This is a genomic window from Leptospiraceae bacterium (assembly GCA_015075105.1).
Classification (GTDB): Bacteria; Spirochaetota; Leptospiria; order Leptospirales; family Leptospiraceae; genus JABWCC01.
In genome coordinates this window covers 1,846,084-1,871,763 of the sequence record JABTUZ010000001.1, presented here as the reverse complement: position 1 = coordinate 1,871,763, position 25,680 = coordinate 1,846,084, and the positions used below count along the sequence as shown (strand labels likewise).

Sequence of the window (25,680 nt, the reverse complement as noted above, 5' to 3'; positions counted from 1 at the left end):
AAAATCAGCCTTTCCGTATAAGGGACAGGAAAGTATCACATAAGGGACATTTTTTTATTTTTTTTGAAATTTGATTTTTGAAATCAGTTAAACATAAAATTCTTTTCTAAATTTTTCGTTGTATAGCTTTTTATCAAACAAACATCTTTCTGGATAAGTCGCATCTGCAACCATCCAGTTTCCTTTTATTTTTATTTCTGGATAAATATGGTGAGGTCTTTCAGTTTCTCCACAGACTACCGCACGCGCCGGTATTCCCAAAATAATAGCTTTAGACAAAATAGGCACAGTCTTGTCGTCGCAATCTCTCGCGCCAGTCCAATTTTTTTGCAAAGTATATTTAGGACGGCTTACAGTTTCTTTTCCTACCGGATCAGGAATATAGGAAAGTCGTCTGACATAATCATAAAAAGCGAAAATCGTCATCCCGTAAAACGGAATCAAATCTATTGTGTAATCTCTTGCAAGTCGTAAAACAGTTTCAACGGTTTGGTTATAGTCTTTTAAAGGAACAGTGGAAATTTTCATTTTGGCTTTTTGTATTTTTTTAATGTTTCACGAGTTAATTTTTCTTTCGATGTTTCTTCAATAATTCTATCAATTTCTTTCTGTTCCTTTTTGTTCGGAATTACATATTGAACATTAAAACTTTTATCTTTAATTACTTTCATAAAGTTCCTCGATTATTTCTATTTCTTCTTGGTCAATAATATCGTATGCCGTAATTATAAAATATTCATAAACAGACATCTTTCTGTAAACTATTTTTAAATATCTTTCAATGCTTGTTTTTCCAAAGGCCACATAGGATTTATCCCTTCTTTTCCAAAATACAAACTTTTTATTCTCAAAAAAATCAGTTATTTCCTCAATTGAAACATTATGCTCAGAAATATGAGTCTCTTCGATTCTTGGATCATAATAAATTGTAAAATCTTTACTCATTCCAATTCATCTTTTCCCATTTTCTTTTACTCCCGATAAATTTTATTCTAAAAGTATTGTAAAAATATTGCAAAACTTATTTTTACAATGCTTAAAAAAAATCTTTTTACCCGCTTTTTGGACGGTTTTTTCCCGCTTTTTACCCACATAAGCAACACTTTTTGAAAAATTACGCCACATCAGAAATATTTTCTTCGTGAATAAATTGATTTTTTTCTTGAAATTCTTTCAAAAGAATTTGATATTTTTTATTTTTCTCGAACTTCTCACGACCTTTCAAAAGTTTTTCGTGAGAATATTTTTCTCCATAGGTTTCTAAAAGCAAATAATCCGCACCGGAACACTGATTTATCTGCCATGCTTTAATTTCTTCGAGTCCTGTTTCATTTTTCGGAAGTCCTATTTTCTCACCTTCTCCAACTCTTAAAAAATTCACCCACCAATTGCAAACGTCCCAATGTCTTTTGTGTTTTTCCTGTAAATAATATATTCCATAGTCATCTATCGTTTGCATTTTAAACGAAGGATTTAAAAATTTTAAATAGTAATATACTGTTTTTGGAAAACTCCGATCCCCAAAAGACCCGTCAAATGATTTAATTTCTCCGGTTTTAAAATCAACCTTCATCGTAGGATTACAAAACTCATTCGCCACTTTATGCCGTAACTGAAATTCTACTCGATTCCAATAAGGAAGCTCTGACTTTGTTTGTTTTTTTTTGTCGTAAATTCTACAAAAAATATCTGAATGCCAATCACCAATATATAAGGTCTGACCGTTTTTCTGCTTTTTTGGATCCCGAAAAAGAGAGCCAAGCTCAAACTCCATAAACTGAGGATTAAAAAGTTCTACTTTCAAAAATCCCCTAAACCTCGTAGATACTTCTTGATTTTTTAATTTTTCTAAAATTTCCGGTAAATTCAAATAACCGTCATAGTCGTCTTGTGAAAGGTCAATTCTGGAAAATGTTCCACCTCTTTTAATAATCTGTCGAATTAAATCATGGATTTCAATTTTTCCGTTTAAATTGAATAAAGCCTTAGAAGACAAACTAATATGAATTTTCATAGCTTGCTTTTCTGGTGAAAAACCACAAATTGCACCTGAATCAGTCAAAAATGAATGAGAATAACCATTAAAGCCTTTTTCTAAATCCGTTCTCAAACCAAAAATTTCTTCAATCCATCCAAAGGTTATAGACTCATATTTCACCGAAAAACTCAACCAATCTACAAACGGAATGCGTAAATCCTGATCTGGAAGCCTCATTTTCGGTATTTTTCCTTTTATTCATAAAGTTTTGTCATTAGCAAGGGGGTGTTACTACCCCCCCCCCTGAAAGTTTTTAAAATCTAAAAAAAATGTCGGGCTATCCGGTTTTACCCGAAATAACCCGACATTTCTCTCCGTTCATCGCCACTTATTCGCCTCGCGTCCCCGCTTTAAAATAAATGCTCAATATACTTCATCCGGCAAATTTTCCTCTACCGTCTGAACTTCCTCGTCACGTTCCCGATCCCGAACCGTGACAACCTCGTCACCAGTCTTTTCGTTCTGGAAAACCGCAAAATTTAGCTTGTTTTCATTTGCACCAAGAAAGAAAATTGTCCCAGAACGAAACATTTTTTCCGTATTCGTTTTTTTGTCGGTATAGGTTTTATTCCAGATTGACCCTACAAGATTTTTCTGGAAAAAAACTAAATAGTCTGGTGATCTATCAGTCTTCTTTTCTCTGTTTTCGACACAGAAAAATTCTGATCTTGCATAGAAAGGAAGATTGATAACAAGATTCAAAAAACCTTTTTCTTCGCCCTTATCATTTTTTTGTATTCGTGACTCTAAAAAGCCTACATTCATCGGCTCATCTCCTTAATGTAAATTTTTTCCTCTCGACTACCGTCGAGGGATTTACGGCTGTAGCGATCCCAGAGAATGATCTCTGAGACGACGAACTGCCGGAAAGATATTTTCTGTTAAATTCTTGTAAAAAATACCTTTCCTCCAGATCGTTCCAAGTGTATGCGTTAACCTCTGTCCCGCAAAAAACTCTTTTTAACTCCATCGAAAAATGTTCTAAAATCATTTCCCGATTTCTCCCAAAGCTGTTTCAATCATTTGAGAATTTTCTTTCGATAAAAATTTTTTCAACATCGGAAATAAAATTTTCAAAATAGAAACCAGAATATTCATTTTTTTTTGTAAAACAATGATCTGGTTTCTTTGCTCTTTCAAATCTTGCTCTGTCATGCGTTAGCTCCGTTCGAAGGCAAAAAATCTTTCAGTGCATTCATTAGCTCATTTGAATTCATTCCAGATAAAACTGATTGATCTACTCCAAATAGTTTCCCAAGAAGAGGAACGGCTATCGGATGATTTAAAAGAGTCGATAAATCAAAATTATTATCCACCGGCTTTCTTGCCTCTGCTCGAATTCTTTTTTCTATCGCTTCGGTGACTCTTTTTCTGTCTTCTTCTAAAGATAATTGATTCGATTTCAATAAATCTAACTGAAATTCATATTTCTGCTTTTCACGTTCAAGCTCTGCCTTGTGTTCTCTCCGGATGGATTCAATTTCAATTCGATGGTTTTCGTCTTTTAATTTTAATTGTTCACGATAGGACTCTCTTTCACGCTCAAAAGCTTGCAGGTCCTGACTTCTTAATTGCAGTAGTAGGGACGTTGAATCCGAAGAGGAAGGAACTGAAATTGAACTGTACCCGAAAAAGTGTAGAAATTTTAGCCTTTAAAAGAGGATAAAAATGACCAAGGGACCAAAAACAAGGGAAACATATACAGAGGAATTCAAAAAGGATGCAGTAAATCATTTTATTTCATCCGGCAAATCAGCAAAAGAAATTGCTTCCAATTTAGGAATACGAAAAGATCTTTTGTATCATTGGAGAAAGAATTTACAATTCAAGAAAGGTGATATAATGGAAAAGAAAATCGATCCCAAAGATATTGAAATCCAACAGCTTCAGTATGAATTGTCCGAAGCAAAGATGGAACGTGATATCTTAAAAAAGGCTATGGCCGTTCTCTCAAAACTACAGAAATAATAGTATCTGTGATAAATGAAAACCGTAAGGAATATACGGTAGAGAGAATGTGCAGGGTTTTAGGAATATCACCCAGTAACTATTACAAGAAGCGGAGAGCCAATTCTTCTGAAAGAAAATTTCAAGATGGAATTCTGAAACGAAAGATATTGAATATTTACGAAGAGAACGAAAAAGTTTATGGAGCGAGGAGAATTGTAAAAGAGCTACATCAACAGGAAAATTTTATAGGGAAAAGAAGAGTAAAAAGACTCATGAAAGAGCTGAAAATACAGGGTATTCAACCTGCAAGATTTCAAGTCACAACAACTGTAACGAATCAAAATCTCCCAGTCTCTCCAAATCTCCTGGATCGAAATTTTTTTGCATATGCACCAAATAAAGTTTGGGTTTCTGATATTACATATATCAAAATAAAAAATGGATTTTATTATTTGTGTGTAATCGTCGATTTATATTCCAGAAAAGTAGTTGGCTGGTCGTTGAAAAACCATATGAAAAAAGAACTTGTGATTGATGCTCTCAGAAGTGCCATCAGAAAAAGGAAGCCTGCTTCGGGATTAATATTTCATTCGGACAGAGGTTCTCAATATCAAAGCAATCTGTTCCGGAAAATTTTATTCTGGAATGGTTTTGAATCCAGTATGAGCCGCAAAGGAGATTGTTGGGATAATGCAGTTGCAGAATCTTTTTTCAAGACAATCAAAACAGAATTGATTTATAGAAATAAATTTGAAAATTATGAAGAATTGAGAAAAGATGTTTTCAAATATATTGAAGTATTTTACAATAGGAAAAGACTTCATTCTTTCATTGGCTATCAAAGCCCTTCAAAGTTTGAAGAAAAATTTGTGGCTTAAAAATCTCTCCACTAAAACGGGTACACCTCAGACTATAAAAGTTAGTACTTAAACTAATTCCAAAGGAATAATGATCTGTAGCTGTCCAAACTTCAAAATATTTTTTCATGCGTTAGTTTCTACCTTCGTCTTATAAAAATCTTAATCGTTTAAAAATTTCACTTAAACAACTTGAACACAAGTTATATTGATACAGTTTTTTCTTTTGAATTTTACATTTCTCACAAATATTTTTCATACAGCTACCTTTTGAAATTTTGTTAAATCTATATTATTTAAAATTTTTTTTGGGGTTAATTCTTCTTTAGAAAATTCACTTTTATTGTATTTTCTAATAAATAGATCGTATTGTTTTTTTTCCTGTAAGCTCTAAAAAATTCATATTTGAATGTCGGAATTTAAACATCAAAAACTAAAAGCGACATAAAAACTTCATATAACGAGGACTGGATTGAGCTTGGCATTCTTGCAGATTGGCTTGGCACCACAAAGACAGCTCTTTTTACTCTTCTGTTAGTGCTTGACCTTGCCGAATGGGACATAATTCTCCCAAGCCGATTCTTCGAGAATGGAGTTCCCACCCCGGTAACCACGATTGCGGGGGGAGCTTACCTGTCCAAGAGAAAAATTACCCGATACAACAGACTGATACGACACAAGCCTGACGAAAAAAGAAAAACTTAGCTTACACAGCCTCAAACTGAAAAGTCCCTAGAAAAAAATTACCTTAGAGAAGACTCTAAACTTTCAATTACTTGAATTTTGTTTAAATTGTTTACTTTGCTAAATGCAAGTTTTGCTTGACTATAAATTTGTAGTAAATATCTGTTTCTGTCGCTATCAATTTGAGTGGGAAGATTAGAAGCGCAGATTAAAAATTTTTCTCCTGCATCTTGAAATTGACTTTTAGAGAATAGAATTTCGGCTTCGATAAAATTTTTCTTGGATTGAATCCAAGGCTTGCATTTAGGGCAAGGATGAGGATCGGAGAGCAGGAGTTCATAACTTTTTTCCATATTTCCACTGTCCATGCTTGCGTTCATTAAACAAGATTCTGGGTGATCGTAAACATCGGGGATTTGAAAAAACGCGTGGCCAAACTCATGAGCAAAAAAAAGCCCTCCGATGATTTTGTTTTTCTTTTCAGAATTTAACTGAAATGGATTTTTAATCCCATCAATATTGCCGTATTCTTCTAAAAAATTAATTAGAAGAGAGTTGCCAAGCATCGGATTTCTTTTCGGACTTTCAAAAGAAGAGCCTCCTACTTTTGCGTGTTTAACTACAGAGTGAGGGTAGGGGGTATTAATTGTATCTAGAACTATAATCGTATTAGTAAAAATAACATCGTATTTACTTTGATCGTACATAAAAGCCTTCCATTCTATGTAAGATTGATGATTTTTAAGAGGAATATTTAGCAGTGGCTCATTTTTATTTGTTTTGAGAGAGGTGAGCCAATACATTTTTTGGTGATAGGTTTTTAATAATTCAATTTCTACTTCTTTATAATTTGAGATTTTCTTATTTGGAAAAAATTTTTGTAATGATTCAATGCTCCAAGATTTTAAAAAATCCAATACTTCTTTTTTATATTCAGGATTAGAAAAAATGTTTGCTTTCTCCATTTGTTGAAAATCGTATTTATATTTTGTGGTATAATGATTTTGTTTCTGGTATTGAATGGAAGAAAATAAATCTTCTAATGAAATATAACCGTTATCGTGAAACTCTAATTCGATTTCTTCTCCAAATTTCATCGAGATAGTTTTTTTTCCTTCTTCAATAATTTTTTTCATATCTTCTTTAGAAGGTGCAGGGATCCTATGGTCTAAAGCAGTTACTGTCTCTAGTACAAACTTAGTTTGTTTTTTATTTTTACACGATGGAAGAAATAAGATTAATAGTAGTGTTGAATAGATAAGAAATACATTACGCCAAAAGTAAATTTTATTCATAAATAGCACACCTACCCAAAGTCTATCTTCAAATTAATAGACACAAATTATAAAGCATACCCACTGATCAAAGGCTAAAATCTCATTTGAGATTTTTGCAGTTCAACAAAAAACTATCCTCATAGAAATATTGAGTTGGAAATCTATAGAATTCCACACCCGGTTCTTTCGCTAATGTATCTTGAGGATATTTCTTGTCCCATCCCTTTCGTAGTGATAGTTTTTGTATTTTCGTCTATCGAATAGCTACTTATCGGGATCCACTGTCTTGCATAATTTTCGCAATATTCTTTTGATTGTTTGACTACAAAATAGCAAGAGCAATATTCTTTGGAATGGAAAGAAGGCAAAATTTTTGGAAAGTTTTTGATATGAGTCCAATTGAATATTCCCCAAACAACACCGATTGTAATAAAAATATCAACAGTAATAAGAGTGATTTTAAGTCTTTTGCTCATAGATATTTCCGCCTAACGTATGCTTTCTTTAATTAATTTCATAAAATGGTTTTCATCAAAACTACCGTCTCTGTCGTCTGCAACCCTCACTACTACCATGTCCCAAGAAGGAATTACAAATATTTTTTGTCCCCAGTGCCCCGATGCCATGATTGTGTCTTCTGGCGCGTCGGGTAATACTTTTTGGATTTTATTTTTGGTATCAGAAATATTTGCATACCACTGGGCTGTAAGTTGATCTTTATAGTTAGGCGTAGTGTAATAGGCAGGTGCAACTGTAGAAGTATATTTTACCCAGTCATCATCGAATAATTTTTCTTTCCCCCATACACCATTATTCAAATACAAATACCCAAATTTAGCCAGATCTCTTGGAGTAGCATAGATATAAGAAGAGCCAACAAAAGTGCCGGACTTATCTTTTTCCCAAACTACATTTTTCATTCCAATCTTATCGAATAATCTTTTCCAAGGATAGTTAGAGTATTCATTTTTTAAAATATTTTTCAAGATGCCCATTAATAAATTTGAATCTCCACTGGAGTAGTAGAGATGGGTGCCTGGTTTATGTACCATTTCTCTAGATGCAGTAAATGCCGCCATGTCTTCGTGTCCAGAAGTGTAAAGCATAGCAATTACGCTTGATTTGAGTGGAGAGGCTTCGTAGCCTTCACTCCAGTCTAAGCCTGAGCTCATTCTTAAAATATCATCGATTTTAATTTCCTTGTACTTGTCTTTGTCTAAACTTGGGTAGTATTTATAAGCATAGTCTTCTATTTTTATAAGGCCGTCTTTACGAGCAAAACCATACAAAGCATTTACAAAACTTTTAGTCACAGACCATGCTAAATGTAGCTTGTCTTTAGTGTAGCCTCTTGCGTATTTTTCATAGGCTAATCTACCATTTTTAATGATTACTATACCGTCTGTTCTAATTCCTTTTCTGTTTTTATCGTCTCCGGTAATAGTAAAAGCGTATTCGTCCAATTTTTTTAAGGAATTTTCGACTAAACCTACCTTAGAAGGGCTAATAGTCTGCCAATCTGTAGTTGGCCAATAGTCTCTTTTGGGGATTTTTTGGGAATTTCCGGGCTCTTTTGCAACAATTCCAATGGAAACTATACATTGTAATATAAGAATTTTAGATAAAAAATTAAATTTCATGGACAAGATTTTATACCCCTTATAAAAGAAGGCAAGCCAAATTTCAAAATAAGTTAGCGGGTCGGTATAAAAATTTTAAATTTACTTCCTTTCAGAATTTCACTTTCTACTTCAATTCTACCCCCTAATTGTAGAATAATTCTTTTTGCTAAAAATAACCCGATTCCCATTCCACTGACATCGTAGTGCAAGGAAGAGTCTATTCGATAAAATTTTTCAAATATTTTGGTAATTTCTTCTTTTTCAATTCCTATCCCGTTATCTTGTATTTCTATTTTTAGAATATCCCCGTTTTTAGAAGCAGAGACCATTCCATTTCTATTTGTAGGGCTATACATGATTGCATTTTTAATAAAAACTTCTAACGACTTTTTTAATAATTCGGAGTCTGAATTTATTGATATATTTACCGGGACATTTAATTTCATATCAAATTGATTTTTTTCGGATATTTTTTTTAGTCCTCTTAGTATATCTTTGATTAAACTTGAAACTTGAATTTTTTCTTTTTTAATATTCGGGATGCTTTCGATATTTGTGATAAGCATGATATTGTTTATATAGTCAATCAGCTCTTCTGTGCTATACAATATTTCTTTGTTGTAGTTTTTCACAGACTGAAGATTTTTTGGTTTTAATAGATCTATCAGTTCTGAAAATCCATAGATAGTAGTCAATGGGGTGCGTATCTCGTGAGAAATATTTGATAAAAACGCATCTTTGACTTGAGACATTTTTTCAAGATCGTTTTTCACTTTATGAAGCTCCTTATTCATTCGATTGATTCTGTCCGCTAATCCAAAAGATAAAAGAGTAATTTCTGCGGTAGAGCCGATGAGAAGGGACCAACTTGTAAAAAAATTATTGGGCAGAACTGTAAGTGTTTTTAAACTATAAACTAAGATAGCGCTCAACATAAAACCCCATGCGAGGATATAAAATTTTGCAGATCTATTTTTTTGAATCAGGCATTGTATTGCAACTATATTCATTCCGATTACACAAATTATGGAAAACCCGACTTGGATAGGAACGATAATATAGTATTTTTCGATAAAGGAAGCTACTCCTAAGATGAAAATGATTCCTGAAAATATTTTCATTGCGAGGTCAGTTTTTGGAAGAAATTGAGGAGTGTTCAGATAGTATCTTGTAAATTGAATGATCCAAAAAATAGAAGCCATCATAAATATCGGGATGCATATTTTGGCGAGATAGGTATTGTTTGGATATATATATTGAAAGCTGTGACCCGATAGTGTAGATTGAAAAATCCCGAAAGTAACAATTAACATAACGTAAACGAAATATACTTTGTCTCTAATAGATAAAAATAAAAATAGATTGAATAGAGCCATTACAAATAAAATTCCATAATAGCTCCCCAGAATAAGGCTTTCATCGGATAATTTTCCTTGAAGACTCTTCGGTGACCAGAGCCATATAGGAATCACCATAGAGCTTTCAGTTTCGATTTTCAGATAATAGGTTGAAATACCTGTTGGAGCTTTGAGAGAAAATAAAAAATTTCTGAAGGCGACTTCTCTCTTATGAAATGGAATTGAATCTCCTACAAACTTTTTTGTAATTTTTTTATTTTTTCTAATTTCAAAAAAATAAATTTTATCCAATAGAGGGTAAGCAATTTCTAGAAACATTTCTTTTTCTGTTTGAGTTTGATTTTCTATGGAGAATTTCATCCAATAAGCAGAATTAGTATATCCGAACCCGGGGGATTCTTGGGAAGATTTTTTCCAGTTGATTTTTCTTGAAGAAATAGAATCTACTTCGATAATCTGCTCAATATCGAATATTTTTTCTTTGTCTTCAAAATACTCTAAACTATAACCAAGGGATTTGCCTGTAAAGTCGGGTTGCAAAACAAGTGGCTCTATAGACTCAATACTTTTTAAAGAAAGAAACAGCATGACTAAATAAAAAATGTTATAATGTATCTTAAACATAGCGAGTGTGCATAAAGTTTTCTTTAAAATAGATTTCTTTCAAATCATAAGAAATCACCATTCAATATCGACGAAAAATCTATTTTAGTTCCTATTAGCTCCCTACTTCTAAGTTTTGAGACTATTGAATAAAATGAAATTTACTTGTTTCATTTTCTGGTCTAATAAAATATACATTAAATATAAATATAAGTAAAGAAATGCAACGAAATATTTTTTTTAAAGTCAGGAAAGCCAATCGAAATAGTAAATTTTTTTTGATTTCCAAGCTTGTATTTTTATCTACAGCTTTCTTTTTTTCCATTCAATGTGGGGTAGTTCAGGGGAATTCTGCCTCAAATAGCGAAGAAGTGGCTGCATTAGCTCAAACTACAGCTCTGAATTCACTGAATACAAATCCGAATTGTGGAACTGTCAAGGGGGCAGTCGGGAAAAATTCTAAATTCAGTGGAACTCTACTCGCAAATACTGCATCCGACATAATTCAGGTAAATTTAGGCGAAGAGACCGAGGTTACGATTCGTGCAATCCCCCGAAGTTGGGACATAAGTTTAGAAAGAATCAATCCTGCAAACTGTGAAGTCCTTGATACTGTGAATTCATTCGGAAACTCTGGCAATGAAGAGTTGAAAATTGTAGAAATTTCCGGAATCAGAAACACTGTACGGATTAGAAGTGGGGATGGGAGCGGAAGCGGGGATTATACTCTTGAAGGTTTTTAACAGAAACTTATAAAGAAATATAAATCTTCTCTAATCTTAATAGGTAAAAAATACGATATTTATAATAAGAATCCAGAATCGGTGGTAGGCATGAGAAAAGTCTTACAAATTTCCATATTATTAATTTTATCTTTTGTGGCAATCCAGGTGATGGGTCAGACCAATCAACCTGCCACAGCTGAAAAGAAAGATGAAGTTACGTCAGACAAGTACGGGGACTTGAAGGATTATTATCCTTTAGCGATATATGATTCTCGGTTTAAGGTGGGTAAAATTTCTTTCGTTCGCAGACACGCAGGAAATGGGAAGGGAGAATTTATGGATGCTCAAATTGAAATTGAAAATCATGTCTATGAGCCATTAAACCTTTCTATTTATGTTTTAGCGGTAAACGAATCTGACTCTATTGATAAAGATGCTAGAAATCTTGTTCCTTATCCGGCGTGGAGAAATTTTGATCCAAAGAAAGTGAATCATATCGTGAATTTTTCCAATTTAGTTCCTGAGAATATTGATGTAAAGGAAATCTGGGGAGAGAAACGCTATAATGAAAGAAAAGCAGAGATTGAAGCAAGGCAACTCCGAGGAGAAAAGGTAAAAATCGGAGAGCCGAGTTTATCGGAGTATGTATTGTATCTTTCCAGAAATCCTCAGAAATCAATGGCATTTACTCTTTACGGAGAAATGGGTCCTCCAAGCGATAAGATAATTCTTCACAATTTAAAATCTCCCGGAGAAGACGAAGAAAGAAGGCAGATCAATACGCAGGCAGATAAACACAATTATACAATTTACAACGCAAGGTACCAGACTACAATATTTAGTCACCACTACACACAATACAGACCCAACTATTTTACATTCAACAAGGTCGTAATTTTGATTTTTGATCAGGCAAAACAAACTAATAAATTAGTGTATAGAAACTTTTTAGATATTGGAAATCTAAAATTAACGAATTGATTCTTGAATTAAAGAATTTATGACCTAAATCGAAGAAATAGGGTTGTGAGAATAAACCCTATTTCTGAAGTCTTCAAGAAAATCCCACTCTTGGAGGTAAATATTTTTTTCTAACCAACCTTTTGAGTATTCCCATCGACCATCACTGTAATTGAATAGGTCCGGAGCAAAAAAAGTCGCCGTGTCCATATATCTATAAGATTCATAAGAGTCCAAAAAATCTCTTTTATTTTTCAACTTTTTCGATTTTGGAGCTAATAAACCTTTTCTCACTGCCATTCTTACAGAAAAACATTAATTCCCAAATCTGTCTATAAGAAATAGTTTGAAATCTTTCTAAAAAATAAATGGAATCTCCTTTAATACAATTTCTTGAGATTTTTTAGAAGAGATTTTTTTAGAAAATTTTCTTTTAAAAATTGGTGAGTTCTTGTTTTGTTCGTTTAATTCTACCAATATGGAATTTACGTGTTTTTTTAGCCCTAAGCAATCATTTTCAATGAAAAATGCCTCTTCTTGGAATCGGTCATGGTTAATTTGTTTCATAGAATTTTCTCCTTATGATTATATTACACCCTGACTCAGACAAAAGTAGCACAGAAATCAAAAATTTTTTGAAAAATCTACTATCTTTACTCTAAAGGAAATTATTTTATGTCTTCAATAAACCAATGTTTGATATAGATGAGATTCATTACAAACTGATAAACGGAGAAGAATTCTCTTTGGAGTTTTCTTTTGTAAGCGATGAAATCAATCAAGATATTTACTCACTTCTTCAAAAAGTAATGAGCCATTTAGACAACCTGTATTTATTGGAAGTCGTATATTCTATAATAAAAGAAGTCCTGACAAATGCAGGGAAGGCCATCGTAAAAAGAGATTATTTTTCCAGAAATAATTTAAACATAGAAGACCCTGTTCAATATCGAAATGGGATGCATAGTTTTTTTCAGGAGGTAACAGAGAAATGGAGCGAACAGGAAGACTTCCTAAAAAAATCTTCCTATAGAGTGATTTTTAAAGGTAAGTTGGAAAATCAAATACTGACTTTGACTGTTCAAAATAATTCCACTATCTTGCCGGAGGAGATGCGAAGAATTGAAGCAAGGATGGAGGCTTCTAAAAGATTTAAAGACCTATCGGAGGCTTTTTTAGAAATGTCCGATAATCAAGAAAGTGCAGGACTTGGTTTGATTTTGGTTCATCTCTTGCTAAAGAACACTGGAATTGGGGCTGATAAATTTAGTATCACAAGTTCATCCGGAGTTACAAAAGTTTCCTTATCAATTCCGAAAGAAATTGTCCCTGTGGAAGTTACAAATAGATTTAAAGTAAAAATCATGAGTGAGATCGAAGAGATTCCGCCATTGCCGGAGAGTTTAAACAGGCTAATAAGAATGTGCAATAACCCCGACTCGAATCTTAATATAATTGCAAACGAGATCGAGAAAAATTTATCTTTGAGTGCAGGGCTTTTAAAACTTTCTAACTCCAGCTTTTTTTCTAATCGAAATAAGGTCAGCACAATACTCGCAGCCGTCAAGGTTGTAGGATTAAAAAATGTACGCAATATGCTCTATGTTTCCGGTGTAATGAAAATTATGGATGGGCGTTTTGATAAATTGCAAAAGGTTTGGGATCATTCCAACCTTTGCAGTTATATCGCTCGATTGCTTGCGATGGATCACGGAAAAGGAAAATACTCTGATCTTGTTGCAGTAGGTGGAGTGCTACATGATATTGGAAAACTCGTTCTATTAACAATTGATAAATCTTTGTTCAGTCGAATGAGCAACTACGCCAATCAGGAAAGAAGTAATTCTACAGTTCTCGAAGAAATCGCTATCGGTATAAGTCATTCTACTATTGGGGCAATGCTGTCTAAAAAATGGGGATTCCCGGATGACTTAGTCGCAGTCATTGAATTCCACCATAGGCCTTTTTTAGCTCCACCACAGTACAAAGATGTTGTAGAGATAATCTACCTTGCCAATATGCTCTCCAACGCCATTGAAAACAAAGGGAATTTCTATTCTATGGATAGAAATATCTTAAAAACATTTTCTCTTGACTCAGAGGAAAAGCTAAATAAGTATTTAAAAAAAATAACTACTCTTTATGACGGTCAAGCGTAGCAAACAGTCCCTTAAAAAAATTATTGAACTCAAAGATATAATTTTTATAAGAAACCAAAAAATTATTCTAAACAAAATCAATCTTACTATTCATCAGGGAGAAAACTGGGTCTTTCTTGGAAAAAATGGATCCGGAAAAACAACTCTACTAAATATAATCTATGGTTCTCTTTGGCCTACATCAGGAGTTATCAAGGTCTTTGGAAAAGAATACGGCAACATTCCTCTAAATGAAATCCAAAAGAAAATCGGGATACTTCAAAGCGAACATCAATCAGAAAGGCTACAAAGAAATTTGACCATAGAAGATATCGTTTCTACAGGAATTTTTTCTACAATCGGAGTGTACTTTGAAATGGAAAAAACTCAAAAAAAAGTCGTTCAAAAAGTGTTGAAAAAATTCGGCTGGTTGAAAAGAAAAGAGGAAAACTATTCTAACCTATCTTCGGGAGAAAAAAAGAAAATCTTACTTCTTCGTGCAATTATTTCTAATCCAAAAATTTTGATCTTAGACGAGCCTTGCTCTTCCCTCGATATTTCTGCAAGGGAAGATTTTTTTGAGATATTAAATCAGATAAGAAAAAGAAAAAACTTTACTTCAATATTAATCACCCACAGACCAGACGAAATTCCTGAATTTTACACTCATGCTGCGCTAATCAAAGATGGGAGATTGATCTCTTCAGGAGAAATAGAAGGCCAATTTACGGATAAAAAATTATCGGAGATATTTTCGCTTTCACTAAAAGTATTAAAGAAAAATAGACGTTTTACAGTAGTGCCTAAATAAAAAAAATACGCCGAAAACTCGACGTATTTTTCTATTCATTCTTCAGAGGTTGGACTATTTGTTACTTGCAGAATCTCTGATTACGTAAGCGGCGATCTCATTTTTTTGGATTTGAGTAGTTCCTTCGAAAATGGTTAGAATTTTTGCATCGCGCATTAATTTTTCTACAGGGTATTCTTTTGTATAACCGTAACCGCCGAATATCTGCACTGCATCAGTTGCTACTTTTACAGCACTTTCAGAAGTGAAAGCCTTTGCAATAGCCGCAAATTTTGGTAGGTTTGGATCATTTGTTTCGGACATTCTTGCCGCTTTATAAGTCAATTCTCTAGCAGCCTCTGTAGTTATTGACATATCAGCTAACATATGTTGGATTGCTTGGAATGTAGAAATCTTTTTACCGAATTGCTCTCTTTCTCTTGCATACTTTGAAGCATGGTCTAGTGCAGCTTGGCATATACCCAAGCCCATTGCAGCTACAAAGGGTCTTGAAGCATTTAGGGTTTGTAGAGCATAAATAAAGCCAAGGTTTTCCTTTCCGATTAAGTTTTCTGCAGGAACTTCAACGTCTTCAAAAATAATCTGACGAGTGTCACTTGCACGAATTCCCAGTTTATTCTCTTTTTTTCCTAGGGATAAACCCGGAGTATCCCTTGGCACATAAAAACAGCTCACTCCTCTTGTGCCTCGGTTTTTATCGGTATAAGCAAAAACTGTGTAGGCGTTTGCATCTCCTCCACCGGTAATCCATTGCTTTACTCCGTTGATGATATATTTGTCGCCTTTTTTCTCTGCTCTTGTGACCATTCCCGGTACGTCGGAGCCGGCTCCAGGCTCTGAAAGACAAAAGGAAATTCCGTGATCCCCTGAAATCACTGGCTCTAGCCATTTTTTTGCCTGAGCAGGAGATGCCCCTTTTAAAATCGGTAGCTGCCCAAGCCCTGTGTAACCAAAGCATAGAGTGATTCCGAGACAACCTTTGGTCATTTCTTCGATCATGATACATTGTTCCATGGAGCCAAGTCCCAATCCACCGTATTCTACAGGGATAGTAACTCCATTCATTCCCAGCTCTTTACGCATTCTGGTAATTAATTCTTTAGGGTGTTCATTTTTCTCGTCCCATTCCATTGCAACTGCAGGGGTAATCTCCCTTTTGACGAAATCTCGAACAAGGTCTCTCATCTGAATTTGTTCTTCTGTGAAGGCTTGATACATAATTCTTATCCTTACGGTTATTATATTCAATTTTTTTAAAGGCATTCTGGAAGGCAAATAGAATAATAGGAAAATTTCAGCAATAGGAAAGGATAAGAGAGGATAGGTTCTAGTTCAATTTAGAGTTCAATTCAGTAAAAACATGGATTACAAAAAAATTCTCTTTCAATTTTTTTTAAAAAATTATAGAATTATCATGAAATCTCCACTTTTTGGATTTTTTACATTGCGAATCAATGGCAAATTGTATTGAATAGCAAGCGTGATTTTTTTTGCAGGTGCATCTATTATTGAATGTGTTTTCGAACCGAACAACCTCCACAATTTTTTGGATCAAAAGGATTTTTGCTTTCCCATTCTAAGAAAAGGTCGAAGAATTTTTCTGCTAAATTTAAGTCATCTTTGGTTGTAATTTTTATATTGAATGGGTTTGAGTTCACGATAGAAGTTTGCACCTTGGCGAGTGCAGTCCACGAACAAAGATCGGTTGGCTCTTTGTCTTGCGTAAAATCAATGTTTTGCAGTTTTTCTGTATAGAGTTCCATCTGTAGGGCTTGAGGGGTTTTGATTAAAAAGACAGAATTTCTGTTCAAGATAGATATCACGGTATTATTAGAAGATTCAACTACGGTTTCAGATACGTTAGTTGCAAGAGTAGACGCGCCGGTTTTTGTAGCCGATCTGCACACGTCATAAATTTCTGTGTTAGTAAAAAAAGGTCTTGCTGCATCGTGAAATACAAATATATCTGAGCTATCGAAAGAAATAGAATTTAAAGCTGACAATGTTGACTCATGTCTTGTAGCTCCACCTTCTACAATCCTATCTCCTTCGCGTAAGTATTGAGCGACTTCCTCCTCAGTTTCTTGGATAAACTTTGGGTGTGAAACTATGATAATAGATTTAAAAAAAGGAAAGCTATTCATTCTCTCGGTTGAATGGGAGAGTAAACTTCTTCCGTTTAATTTTAGAAATTGTTTAGGGAAATCATTCTTCATTCTACTGCCTGTTCCACCGGCGAGAACAACCCCATAAATACTGTTCAATTAAATTCTCACTTCCTGTGATTCATTGAACAAAAATAGAATCGTATTTATGACCCATGAGATAATAAAAATATAAAATGCAGAGTTAAATTCGTAATCTGTTTTTTTTAGGAATTCTACAAAGTAAAAATCGGAAAATAGAAAACTAATTAGAAAAATGGCAGCGCAAAAACCCTGAGATAGATAAAAAAGGTATTTGACCCAATGGCTTTTCCAGAAACCTACAAAGAAGAAATTGAAAAGGCTCGCTAAAATAAAAAAGGTATTTGATCGAACGGATACAGAAATTTCTTCTTTGATTTGATTAAAATTCACGGTGTAGTCAATCCAGCCTTGTGTGCTCACTATCAATTGAATTAATAGACAGAGAAATAAAACTTTTCCAACCAAAGATTTTTCGTTCCAAAATTCTGCGAACTTTGTGTAGGCATGAAAGGTCTTGATCACCCATCCTTTAAGAATGACTGGAAAAGCATTGAATAGAAACAACAACTCTTTAAGAAAATTCATCGTATTTCTGCAATTATTTCCAATTCAACAGGTGCGTCCAATGGAAGGGAAGGGACTCCTATCGCAAATCTTGCGTGGTTTCCAAGGTTCCCCCAGATATTGACCAAAAGCTCACTCGCAGAATTGGCGACTAAGTGGTGGTCAGTGAATTCAGGTGTGGACGCTACATAAACACCTATTTTAATAATTTTTGAAATTCTATCCAGACCTCCTAAAACACCGGAAATAGCAGATAGCCCGTTTAGGCATGCAATTTTAGCGCATTCCTTTCCCATTTCTAAATCGACTTCTTTGCCTAATTTACCTGTAAATTTTAGTTTTCCGTCTTTCATTGGAAGTTGACCGGATGTAAAGATTAGTTTGTCGGAAGATTTTGCAGGGATATAGGCTGCGATAGCTTTTGGAGGGGTCGGGAGTTCTAATTTGAGAGATTTTAGTTTTTCTAAAGGAGTCATGTGTCATGGCTAAATTCAGACAGTCTCTTTTCAATAAAAAATTGCTTGTACTTTTTCACTAATTTAAAAAAATAAGGCTTATGTTCGATATTGATGAGTTAAATACAATTTTGATAAAGTTAGGTCTGTCTTGTCTTTCCGGTGCTGTAATTGGATTTGAAAGAAAAATTTCGAGAAAGCCCGCAGGTTTGAGAACTAATATGCTCATCTGTCTTGGTGCAACTCTAATAATGATAATCTCTATTCATCTTTCAACTTCAGTTTCAAAAACACTTGGTGGAGAGAGCATTTCAAAAATTACCGGGGATCCGGCAAGGCTTGCGGCACAAGTAGTGAGCGGTATTGGATTTTTAGGTGCGGGTGCAATTTTGCAGAGTAAGGGAAGTGGGGTAGTGATTGGTCTTACGACTGCGGCAACAATTTGGACGAACGCTGCCATTGGTCTTGCTATAGGAGCTGGATTCTATGTGTTGGGTTTTGTTTCTACCGGATTTGTAGTTTTGATTTTGTTTGGAGTGAAATACTTAGAGCAGATAACTCAGGCAAAAAGCCCAAGGTTAAGAACGCTTAGATTGGTTTTGAAAAAAGCAAAAAAAGTCTCCCACTTAAAAAAGGAAATGTACCGAAAAGGGATAGTCATTGATTCTGAAATGATAAATAAGAGGGTGAACGAGGTGGAATATAGAGCAGACATTCATATTTCACCTGTTATGGAAGAAGAATTAATGAACGAGCTGAGTGAAGATGAGCATATTCTATCTTACAATGTAACAAAAGCTATTTAATGAAAAGAGTAAAAATTTTCGATTTTTCGGAAGATGAAAACTATCCAGAGTATTACAAGGTATGCCGAAATACCGGAGCGTATTATTTTTTACCGGCAAAGTCAAGAGTCTATGAAGATTCTTATTTTATGGAAGAATACAAAAGTCAGTACAAAAAAACGTATTATGAAGACGAATCTTTTTTACGAAAAATCGCCAAAGAAAGAATTCTACTCGTTCACAAATATTTAAAATCGGAAAGTCCTTCTGTTTTTGAAATTGGGTGTGCAGCAGGATTTTTTTTAGACGAGGCAAGGCAAAGTGGTTTTACTACAAAAGGAATAGAAATTTCTGAGAATGAAGTGCGTTATGCGAAATCACTTGGACTCAATGTAGTTTCAGGCTCTTTTGAGAATTATCAACCCAAAGAGAAATACGATCTTGTGTCTTCCTATTTTGTTTTAGAGCATTTTGAAAATCAAGAAGAGATTCTATGGAAGATTGAGTCCATGGTAAAAGAGAATGGTCTTTTTATGCTTGCCTGCCCTTCTTTTGATGGACCTACATTTAGAACTAACCCGAAAAATTGGTTTTTGACCCACCCAAAAGACCATTTTGTTGACTACGATCCTCTCTCTTTGTCTCGTGTTTTTGACAAAATGGGTATGAAAATCGTGTTCCAAAAGCCTTTTTCTTATCACAAACACAGAGACCTCGGCTGGAAGGGGAAATTTCTTTCAAATTTTGTTTATAAAACACTTGCAGATTGGACTTGTTATGGGGATACAATACAAATCATAGCGAAAAAAGTAAAAATATGAAATTTGAAGATTTACCAATAGATTCAAGAATTAAAAAAGCCATTTCTGACCTTGGTTTTTTAGAGCTTACTCCGATTCAGGAGAAGGCAATTTTACCCAGCCTCGAAGGAAGAGACATAACCGGATTGGCTCAGACCGGAACAGGGAAAACCATAGCATTTTTAATTCCAATCGTTCACAGAATACTGACTGATGACTCTAAACATCCAAGGGCTTTGATTTTGGCTCCTACAAGAGAGCTTGTAATTCAAATTGCAGAAGAAGCAAAAAAATTGCTGAAGTACTCTGAATCCAATGTTGCGACCATCATAGGTGGAGCCAATTACAAAGAGCAGGAAAAAGAGTTAAAGGATGCAAGTATCATTGTAGCGACACCGGGCAGGTTACTCGACCACATAAAAAACGAAAAAATAGATTTGTCTGGGATCGAGTTTTTCGTGTTGGACGAAGCAGACAGAATGTTTGATATGGGGTTTATCAAAGATGTTCGTTTTCTTATGAAGAAATGCCACTCTAATAAACAAACCTTTCTGTATTCCGCAACTCTTTCCTATTATGTAGTGAGGCTTGCTGCGGATTATTTGAATGATCCTGTAGAGATACAGATCGAGCCTGAAAAAGTTACGACTGAAAATATTGACCAGAAGTTGATCCATCTTGGCAGAGAAGAAAAAATTCCCTACTTGGTGAACTTAATCTTAAACGAAGAAAGCGAAGGATTGGGAATTATTTTTACTAATTTGAAAGTAATGGTTTCAGAAATAGTTATCAATCTTAGAAATTATGGAATTGCAGCCACAGGAATTTCTTCACTGTTGGATCAGAAAAAAAGAATTCGTTTGCTGAAAGATTTCAAATTGGGAAAGTACAGGTACATGGTAGCGACCGATGTTGCTTCACGAGGAATTGATATAGATAACATTAATTCTGTGTACAATTTTGATCTTCCCTCGGATTCGGAAAATTATGTACATAGAATCGGCAGAACTGCAAGAGCAGGGAGAAAGGGTACATCTATCAGTTTTTGTTCTGAAAGAGATTACACTGAGCTTGAAAAGATCGAAACTCTAATTGGTAGAAAAATAGCAATGTTGCAGGTAAGGGAAGACTATCTGAACTTTCCCAAAGGAGAATACAAAAAATTTATCATGGAAAACGAAAAAGAATTTTCTAAAAATAACGAGTTTCAAAATTCAAGGAATGGGAAAAAATCTACTCACAAACATGGAAACAAAAAAGGGAAAGGTAGATTTCAAGATAAAAAAGGAAAGCAAGAATACAAAAAGAAAATCGGTGGAGATGATAGACCTTATTCAAATTTAGAAGAAGCAGAGAACTATCTGAAAAAAGCAGATTCTGTCATCGGTGAAATGGGAAAGACCAATGTTAAAATTACAAAGCCCAAAGGTCATAGAAGTAAATTTGAGCATAAGCCAAAGCATCATTCTTCACGTACAACTGAAAAGAAAACTCATTACGATAAGTCGAAGAGAAATCTATTTGATATAAATGACGAATCCAATTCAGTAAAAAAGAAGCCAAATACGATTTGGAAAAAAATCAAGTCTGTATTCGGATTCTAGTATTTTTAGTATCTGTATTTTTCGCTTATGAAATTTTTGCGAAAAGTATTCAAATCCCCTTTGAGAATAATCAAAATTATATTTCGTTTGAATCTTTAAAAAAAAGATTTCCTGAATTGAATCTAAGCATTGATTATTCTACTTTGAAGGGGAAAATTCAAGGTAGAAAAAAAAGAGAAATACTTTTTCGGATTGGGTCGTTTTTCTATGTGTACTCAAAATCTTTGGAAAAGATCAGTCGTCCATTTTTGCACAAAAAGGGCAAACTATTATTGCCTCCGGATGTAGTAGAAGTGATTTTTATGTATTTGACAGAGAAAGAAGTTTCTTACAGTTTTAGAGAAAATTTTATAGATTTACAAATTTCTGATCCTGAAAAAATTTCTTCAGAAAAAATTTCTTTAAAGAACCTGATTATAGATCCGGGTCATGGGGGAAAAGATCCTGGCTCTTCCGATTCATCCGGGGTGCAAGAAAAGGATATTACTCTGAAAACAGCAAAAGATTTAAAAACCTACCTCAATAAAAAATACCCGAACTTAAATATCGTTCTTACAAGGAGTACGGATATATTTTTGGAATTAGAGGAAAGGTCAGAGATTGCAAACCAAGTTTTTCGGAAAAAAGGGGAGTCTATATATATCAGCCTTCACTGCAATTCTTCTTTGAGTACAGAGCCAAATGGATTTGAAATATATTTTCTATCGCAAACCCCTACAACAGAAAATGCAAGAGAGCTTGCAATTTTAGAAAATAAGCTACTTTCAGGGAAATACAGTAAGGATGTAATGAAAATTCGGGCGAGTCTGTTATCCTCTGTAGTGCAAAGGAGAAGTAAGAAACTTGCCGGGTTTGTGGAAAAAGGACTGGAAAAACAACTAAGCCCGAAAATTCTGAATCGTGGTGTAAAAAAAGCGGATTTTTCCGTACTTAGGGGGAGTCTTATGCCGGCAATTCTTGTGGAAATGGGATATTTATCTAATAGTAAGGAATCTAAACTTATTCAAAAAGAAAAATTTCGGATAAGATTATTAAAGGGAATTGCCGGAGGTTTGCATGACTATGCGAATGCAAAAGATTAAAAATTTTTTTATTTCAATAATCAATTTTTTTCGTTCATTGAGTGAGTCAAAAATTGTTCCAGTGAAAGACAAAATTCTTCAGGAAAGTGAAAAAGAATTAGAAAAGTCAGACAAAAAGTTTTTGTTGTTATTTTTCTCTTGGGCTGTATTTATACTATTTGTGTTTGTATTTTTTCTCGCCAGTAAAAATCCTCTAAAACTACTCGTCCCGTTTGCTTTATACGAAATTCCTCCAAAAGAAAAATTGGTTTTGGGTAAAGTGTATGTGTCGGATGGCTTGGGAAATGTATTTGAGTTAAATCGTAAGATGAATTTACTTCTTGATGACCCTGCGAAAAAAATAGTTACTCTAATTGGTGAAGTCGGAGGACCCCCTTTTTATGAAGAGTCTTTGGGTAACGAAATTGTTTTTTCTGTAAACCTAAAAAAACTACCCGATCTCCAGACCTCTGTAATTTCTTCTTGGTTTCGTGAAAATGAAAAAAAACTTATTATTGATTTTCGTGAATCTACGATCAGCGATGAAATCGAGGCTTTGAAGTTTAGGGTAGAAAATCCAAATCTTGGAGAAGAGTCCGAAGATTCAGACGAGGGGCATTTTTTTTCCAAGAAAGTGAATATTGACCCGGAAGAAAGAAAACGAGAAATCAAAAAAACTCGACTTTTAATACTAAAATCTACCTTCATGGCGATAGAAAAGACTATTTTTTCAAATTTTCCGGAGATCGACACCTTGGAGTTTCGGTTGGATGGGCAAAGAAAAGACTTTCCCGGACTCGAATATTCTTTCGTTCAAAAGAAAATCAGAGCTAAATAAGCTTGATGATTTTTATGACCGGATTAACATTAGCTAAATGATTTTATTCTGGAAATTTCGGAGAAGCAACATGTTCATTCTTTTTCTTTTTTTGACCGTATTTTTTTCTATAAATCTGGCTTCCGAGCCGGCTTTTCAATCTTCGCCTAATTTTCACAATATTACAGATTTTTCTATTGACCGATTGGCTTTTCATTACTCCAATCAGTTGGATTCCAAGAATCGACCCTTAAAAACAGCAGTTCTATCCAAAGACACCTCTGAATCAACTCTACTTGTGATTAAAGACGGAGAAATATATCTATTAAAAGACGGATACGATGATATAGTTGACGTAAAAAGAAAAAGAGACGAGTACAATGAGAAGTTGCGAAACTATGCAGAGAGAGTTCAGTTTATCAGAGAATTTGAAGAGTTGGATATTCAGAGAACAAAAAGAGCTGGTCAAGTAACAAGTTTTGGAAAATCTTTGGAAGAATACGACGATATGATTTATAAACTTTTGTATCGATACGATTCTATTTTACGCAATCTAAATATTTCTTTAAGACAGAGAGAAGAAGACGAACAAGTTCAGTTAAGAAGTGCAGGGCTAAATTCCTTCGCACATAAGCAAGCAAAACAAAAAACAGAAGAAGCAAGAACTAAGCACAAAGATAGATTGGAATTTTTAAAATCGGCTTTACGCAACCACGATAAACCAGACGCAAAAGAAAAATTGCCTGAAGTGAAATTTCCCGGCAATGAGGATGATCAAGATTTTTTTACAGTCCAGACCGACGGCAATCCAGACTATATCGCTTTTGCCAGAACTCATGGCGTGCCTGATTTTATGAAAATAGATAAAGACGGAAGAAATTTTGTACAAACCAATTATGGGAAAATGTTTACTGAGCTAAGAACAAAATTGATTCAATCGCACATAGATAAATACAAATTTTTATTAACTCATTTGAATGTGACCAACTCTACATTTTTTGTAGAAAACTTACCTGTTCAAAATAAACAGATTGAAGCGACAAATTCGGAACCTCAATCGGTTGAGCCTAAATCTGAAAAAGCCGCAGAAACCGGAAAGCAAGAGCCACTTAAAAAACAAACCGAGCCAGCAAAATCAGAAGTGGCCGTAAAAGAAGGAAGAGGAAAACGTCTTACTCTTGTAGGTGGGGACTCAACTCGTTATATATTGATTGATGCTGATGGGGACGGTCAAACAGAATCTTTCTATGTTCAGAATAACGATATTAAATTTCGATGGGATAAAGAAGTTCCAAACATCATCTCGATTCAGAATTGTAAGGATCCTGCAATTCTTGGTCTGATAAAGGACTTGTTGAGCCATTCTATAACAGGTGAATTTGGAAATATTGACGAATCCAAAAAACCTCAAATAACTACTTTTATACAGGCTCCCGAAGAAGAATTAGTAAGCGAAGTGGATACCTACTTGACTAAGAAGTAGCTTCAAATTCTACATTTTCTAGAGTTTGAAAAAATCCATTCTTGATTAGTGCCGAAAAGTCCGACATTTCGTCTAAGCTCAAAGATATACAATTTTCAAATGCGTAAGCTCTTAGAATGCACGACGCAGCTTCGGGCAACTCTTCTAAACGAGAGTGGATTCTGGCTTTTAGAATATAATCTGTGGGGTCTTGGTCTCCATAGATTTTGATATGGCGGTCTATATATTTTAGTGCATTTTTTGGGTCATTGATTTTTATGTGGCAAAAAGCCAATAAGTCATAGTGGTAAAATTCGTTTTCTTCTCCCATTCTCATAGACTTCTTCAAACATACAATAGCTGAATTGTAGTTGTTTCGGTCGTAGTACATGGATCCGAGTTCAGCCCACATATCTTTTCGTTTAATGGTTTTTCCGATAATCAAATTTTCTTTTGTAAGGGCAGATTTTAGTATTTCGATTGCTTCAAAAGAACGATTGGTACTCTTTAAAAGTGCCGCAAGAGACAGATACAGCTCTAATTGTTCTGGGAATCTTTCTAATGCTTTTGTTAAAATGTTTTTGGCTAATTTATGGCGACCTGTTCTTACTAAAAAATCGGCATAGCACTGAATTCCGTGTGGTGCATCAGGATACATAGAGCTGATCTTGGAAAAAATATTTTCAGTCTCCTCTTTGTTCCCTACTTGATATTGGCACCAAGCCATTTTTGTAAGAATTCTGAGTTGAGTTTTTGGAGTCGTGCAGGATTTGAAAGTGTCACTGTAAATATTGTATGCTTTTGCAAAATTCTTTTCAGATTCTGCCCGAATCGCATTTTTCAATAGATAGAAATATTCCATATAGATTTAGACTCTTTCAATCTTTCCCTATTTTATTGTCAGAGAAATTGTATTTCAT

At 34.3% G+C, this 25,680-nt stretch carries 30 protein-coding genes and 1 pseudogene; 12 read left to right on the top strand and 19 right to left on the bottom strand.

The window, feature by feature from the left end; all coding sequences use genetic code 11:
• Positions 1-87: 87 nt before the first annotated feature.
• From HS129_09220 to HS129_09185, 8 genes and pseudogenes are all read right to left on the bottom strand, one after another.
• Positions 88-585 (bottom strand): annotated as a pseudogene (locus HS129_09220) (hypothetical protein).
• The gene (locus tag HS129_09215) at positions 525-671 is read right to left on the bottom strand and encodes a hypothetical protein (protein MBE7412224.1); all 147 of its coding nucleotides are present in this window, start codon (positions 669-671) and stop codon (positions 525-527) included. Before HS129_09215 ends, HS129_09220 begins: the two are co-directional and overlap by 61 nt.
• Positions 658-945: a hypothetical protein gene (locus tag HS129_09210; GenBank protein MBE7412223.1), complete on the bottom strand. Its 288-nt coding sequence runs from the start codon at positions 943-945 to the stop codon at positions 658-660. The genes HS129_09215 and HS129_09210 overlap by 14 nt, the downstream gene beginning before the upstream one ends.
• Positions 946-1,114: 169 nt before the next feature.
• Complete coding sequence (locus HS129_09205; GenBank protein MBE7412222.1) at positions 1,115-2,215, bottom strand: replication initiation factor domain-containing protein; 1,101 nt, start codon at positions 2,213-2,215, stop codon at positions 1,115-1,117.
• A gap of 186 nt (positions 2,216-2,401) precedes the next feature.
• Entirely contained in the window at positions 2,402-2,803 is a 402-nt protein-coding gene (locus HS129_09200) for a hypothetical protein (protein MBE7412221.1), read from the bottom strand.
• Positions 2,804-2,807: 4 nt separating this feature from the next.
• Complete coding sequence (locus HS129_09195) at positions 2,808-3,029, bottom strand: hypothetical protein (protein ID MBE7412220.1); 222 nt, start codon at positions 3,027-3,029, stop codon at positions 2,808-2,810.
• Positions 3,026-3,193, bottom strand: coding sequence for a hypothetical protein (locus HS129_09190; protein ID MBE7412219.1), 168 nt, complete (start codon positions 3,191-3,193; stop codon positions 3,026-3,028). Before HS129_09190 ends, HS129_09195 begins: the two co-directional genes overlap by 4 nt.
• Positions 3,190-3,444, bottom strand: a complete 255-nt coding sequence (locus HS129_09185) for a hypothetical protein (protein MBE7412218.1) — start codon at positions 3,442-3,444, stop codon at positions 3,190-3,192. The genes HS129_09190 and HS129_09185 overlap by 4 nt, the downstream gene beginning before the upstream one ends.
• Before the next feature lie 262 nt (positions 3,445-3,706).
• Between HS129_09185 and HS129_09180 the strand changes: the two genes are divergently transcribed.
• Both HS129_09180 and HS129_09175 read left to right on the top strand, forming a co-directional pair.
• A protein-coding gene (locus HS129_09180) for an IS3 family transposase (protein ID MBE7412217.1) occupies positions 3,707-4,866 on the top strand; the annotation gives its coding sequence in 2 pieces (ribosomal slippage) (positions 3,707-3,983 and positions 3,983-4,866; 1,161 coding nt in all).
• Between the two features lie 516 nt (positions 4,867-5,382).
• Positions 5,383-5,550, top strand: coding sequence for a hypothetical protein (locus HS129_09175; protein MBE7412216.1), 168 nt, complete (start codon positions 5,383-5,385; stop codon positions 5,548-5,550).
• Positions 5,551-5,588: 38 nt separating this feature from the next.
• On the opposite strand, the gene HS129_09170 is transcribed toward HS129_09175, so the two are convergent.
• From HS129_09170 to HS129_09155, 4 genes are all read right to left on the bottom strand, one after another.
• Positions 5,589-6,824 carry a hypothetical protein gene (locus HS129_09170; GenBank protein MBE7412215.1) on the bottom strand — a complete coding sequence of 412 codons (1,236 nt, stop codon included), beginning with the start codon at positions 6,822-6,824 and terminating at the stop codon, positions 5,589-5,591.
• Positions 6,825-6,967: 143 nt separating this feature from the next.
• Positions 6,968-7,282, bottom strand: a complete 315-nt coding sequence (locus HS129_09165; GenBank protein ID MBE7412214.1) for a hypothetical protein — start codon at positions 7,280-7,282, stop codon at positions 6,968-6,970.
• 12 nt (positions 7,283-7,294) lie between these two features.
• Positions 7,295-8,446, bottom strand: a complete 1,152-nt coding sequence (locus tag HS129_09160) for a serine hydrolase (protein MBE7412213.1) — start codon at positions 8,444-8,446, stop codon at positions 7,295-7,297.
• Between the two features lie 53 nt (positions 8,447-8,499).
• Positions 8,500-10,410 (bottom strand): sensor histidine kinase, encoded by a 1,911-nt coding sequence (locus HS129_09155; protein MBE7412212.1) that lies wholly within the window; start codon positions 10,408-10,410, stop codon positions 8,500-8,502.
• 257 nt (positions 10,411-10,667) lie between these two features.
• On the opposite strand from HS129_09155, the gene HS129_09150 reads away from it, so the two are divergent.
• Positions 10,668-11,132: a hypothetical protein gene (locus HS129_09150; GenBank protein ID MBE7412211.1), complete on the top strand. Its 465-nt coding sequence runs from the start codon at positions 10,668-10,670 to the stop codon at positions 11,130-11,132.
• A 90-nt stretch (positions 11,133-11,222) separates the two neighbouring features.
• Positions 11,223-12,095: a hypothetical protein gene (locus HS129_09145; protein ID MBE7412210.1), complete on the top strand. Its 873-nt coding sequence runs from the start codon at positions 11,223-11,225 to the stop codon at positions 12,093-12,095.
• 24 nt (positions 12,096-12,119) lie between these two features.
• Here HS129_09145 and HS129_09140 read toward each other — a convergent pair whose 3' ends face one another.
• Positions 12,120-12,374 (bottom strand): hypothetical protein, encoded by a 255-nt coding sequence (locus HS129_09140; protein ID MBE7412209.1) that lies wholly within the window; start codon positions 12,372-12,374, stop codon positions 12,120-12,122.
• A 57-nt stretch (positions 12,375-12,431) separates the two neighbouring features.
• Positions 12,432-12,641, bottom strand: a complete 210-nt coding sequence (locus HS129_09135) for a hypothetical protein (GenBank protein MBE7412208.1) — start codon at positions 12,639-12,641, stop codon at positions 12,432-12,434.
• Between the two features lie 125 nt (positions 12,642-12,766).
• On the opposite strand from HS129_09135, the gene HS129_09130 reads away from it, so the two are divergent.
• Both HS129_09130 and HS129_09125 read left to right on the top strand, forming a co-directional pair.
• Positions 12,767-14,233, top strand: coding sequence for an HDOD domain-containing protein (locus HS129_09130; GenBank protein ID MBE7412207.1), 1,467 nt, complete (start codon positions 12,767-12,769; stop codon positions 14,231-14,233).
• Positions 14,217-15,023, top strand: a complete 807-nt coding sequence (locus tag HS129_09125) for an ATP-binding cassette domain-containing protein (GenBank protein MBE7412206.1) — start codon at positions 14,217-14,219, stop codon at positions 15,021-15,023. Before HS129_09130 ends, HS129_09125 begins: the two co-directional genes overlap by 17 nt.
• Before the next feature lie 54 nt (positions 15,024-15,077).
• On the opposite strand, the gene HS129_09120 is transcribed toward HS129_09125, so the two are convergent.
• From HS129_09120 to HS129_09105, 4 genes are all read right to left on the bottom strand, one after another.
• On the bottom strand, positions 15,078-16,241 hold the full coding sequence (locus HS129_09120) for an acyl-CoA dehydrogenase family protein (GenBank protein ID MBE7412205.1): 1,164 nt from the start codon (positions 16,239-16,241) through the stop codon (positions 15,078-15,080).
• A 287-nt stretch (positions 16,242-16,528) separates the two neighbouring features.
• The gene (locus tag HS129_09115) at positions 16,529-17,287 is read right to left on the bottom strand and encodes a 2-C-methyl-D-erythritol 4-phosphate cytidylyltransferase (protein ID MBE7412204.1); all 759 of its coding nucleotides are present in this window, start codon (positions 17,285-17,287) and stop codon (positions 16,529-16,531) included.
• Positions 17,288-17,797, bottom strand: coding sequence for a hypothetical protein (locus tag HS129_09110; GenBank protein ID MBE7412203.1), 510 nt, complete (start codon positions 17,795-17,797; stop codon positions 17,288-17,290).
• The gene (locus tag HS129_09105) at positions 17,794-18,252 is read right to left on the bottom strand and encodes a RidA family protein (protein MBE7412202.1); all 459 of its coding nucleotides are present in this window, start codon (positions 18,250-18,252) and stop codon (positions 17,794-17,796) included. Before HS129_09105 ends, HS129_09110 begins: the two co-directional genes overlap by 4 nt.
• An 80-nt stretch (positions 18,253-18,332) precedes the next feature.
• Between HS129_09105 and HS129_09100 the strand changes: the two genes are divergently transcribed.
• The 6 genes from HS129_09100 (at position 18,333) to HS129_09075 (ending at position 24,781) form a co-directional block, all read left to right on the top strand.
• Positions 18,333-19,037 carry an MgtC/SapB family protein gene (locus tag HS129_09100; protein ID MBE7412201.1) on the top strand — a complete coding sequence of 235 codons (705 nt, stop codon included), beginning with the start codon at positions 18,333-18,335 and terminating at the stop codon, positions 19,035-19,037.
• On the top strand, positions 19,037-19,837 hold the full coding sequence (locus HS129_09095; protein MBE7412200.1) for a class I SAM-dependent methyltransferase: 801 nt from the start codon (positions 19,037-19,039) through the stop codon (positions 19,835-19,837). The genes HS129_09100 and HS129_09095 overlap by 1 nt, the downstream gene beginning before the upstream one ends.
• Complete coding sequence (locus HS129_09090) at positions 19,834-21,420, top strand: DEAD/DEAH box helicase (GenBank protein MBE7412199.1); 1,587 nt, start codon at positions 19,834-19,836, stop codon at positions 21,418-21,420. The genes HS129_09095 and HS129_09090 overlap by 4 nt, the downstream gene beginning before the upstream one ends.
• A 47-nt stretch (positions 21,421-21,467) precedes the next feature.
• Positions 21,468-22,502, top strand: a complete 1,035-nt coding sequence (locus tag HS129_09085; GenBank protein ID MBE7412198.1) for an N-acetylmuramoyl-L-alanine amidase — start codon at positions 21,468-21,470, stop codon at positions 22,500-22,502.
• Positions 22,477-23,319, top strand: coding sequence for a hypothetical protein (locus HS129_09080; GenBank protein ID MBE7412197.1), 843 nt, complete (start codon positions 22,477-22,479; stop codon positions 23,317-23,319). The genes HS129_09085 and HS129_09080 overlap by 26 nt, the downstream gene beginning before the upstream one ends.
• A gap of 70 nt (positions 23,320-23,389) precedes the next feature.
• Positions 23,390-24,781 carry a hypothetical protein gene (locus tag HS129_09075; GenBank protein ID MBE7412196.1) on the top strand — a complete coding sequence of 464 codons (1,392 nt, stop codon included), beginning with the start codon at positions 23,390-23,392 and terminating at the stop codon, positions 24,779-24,781.
• Here HS129_09075 and HS129_09070 read toward each other — a convergent pair.
• Positions 24,771-25,622 carry a hypothetical protein gene (locus HS129_09070; protein ID MBE7412195.1) on the bottom strand — a complete coding sequence of 284 codons (852 nt, stop codon included), beginning with the start codon at positions 25,620-25,622 and terminating at the stop codon, positions 24,771-24,773. The genes HS129_09075 and HS129_09070 overlap by 11 nt on opposite strands.
• Between the last annotated feature and the right edge of the window lie 58 nt (positions 25,623-25,680).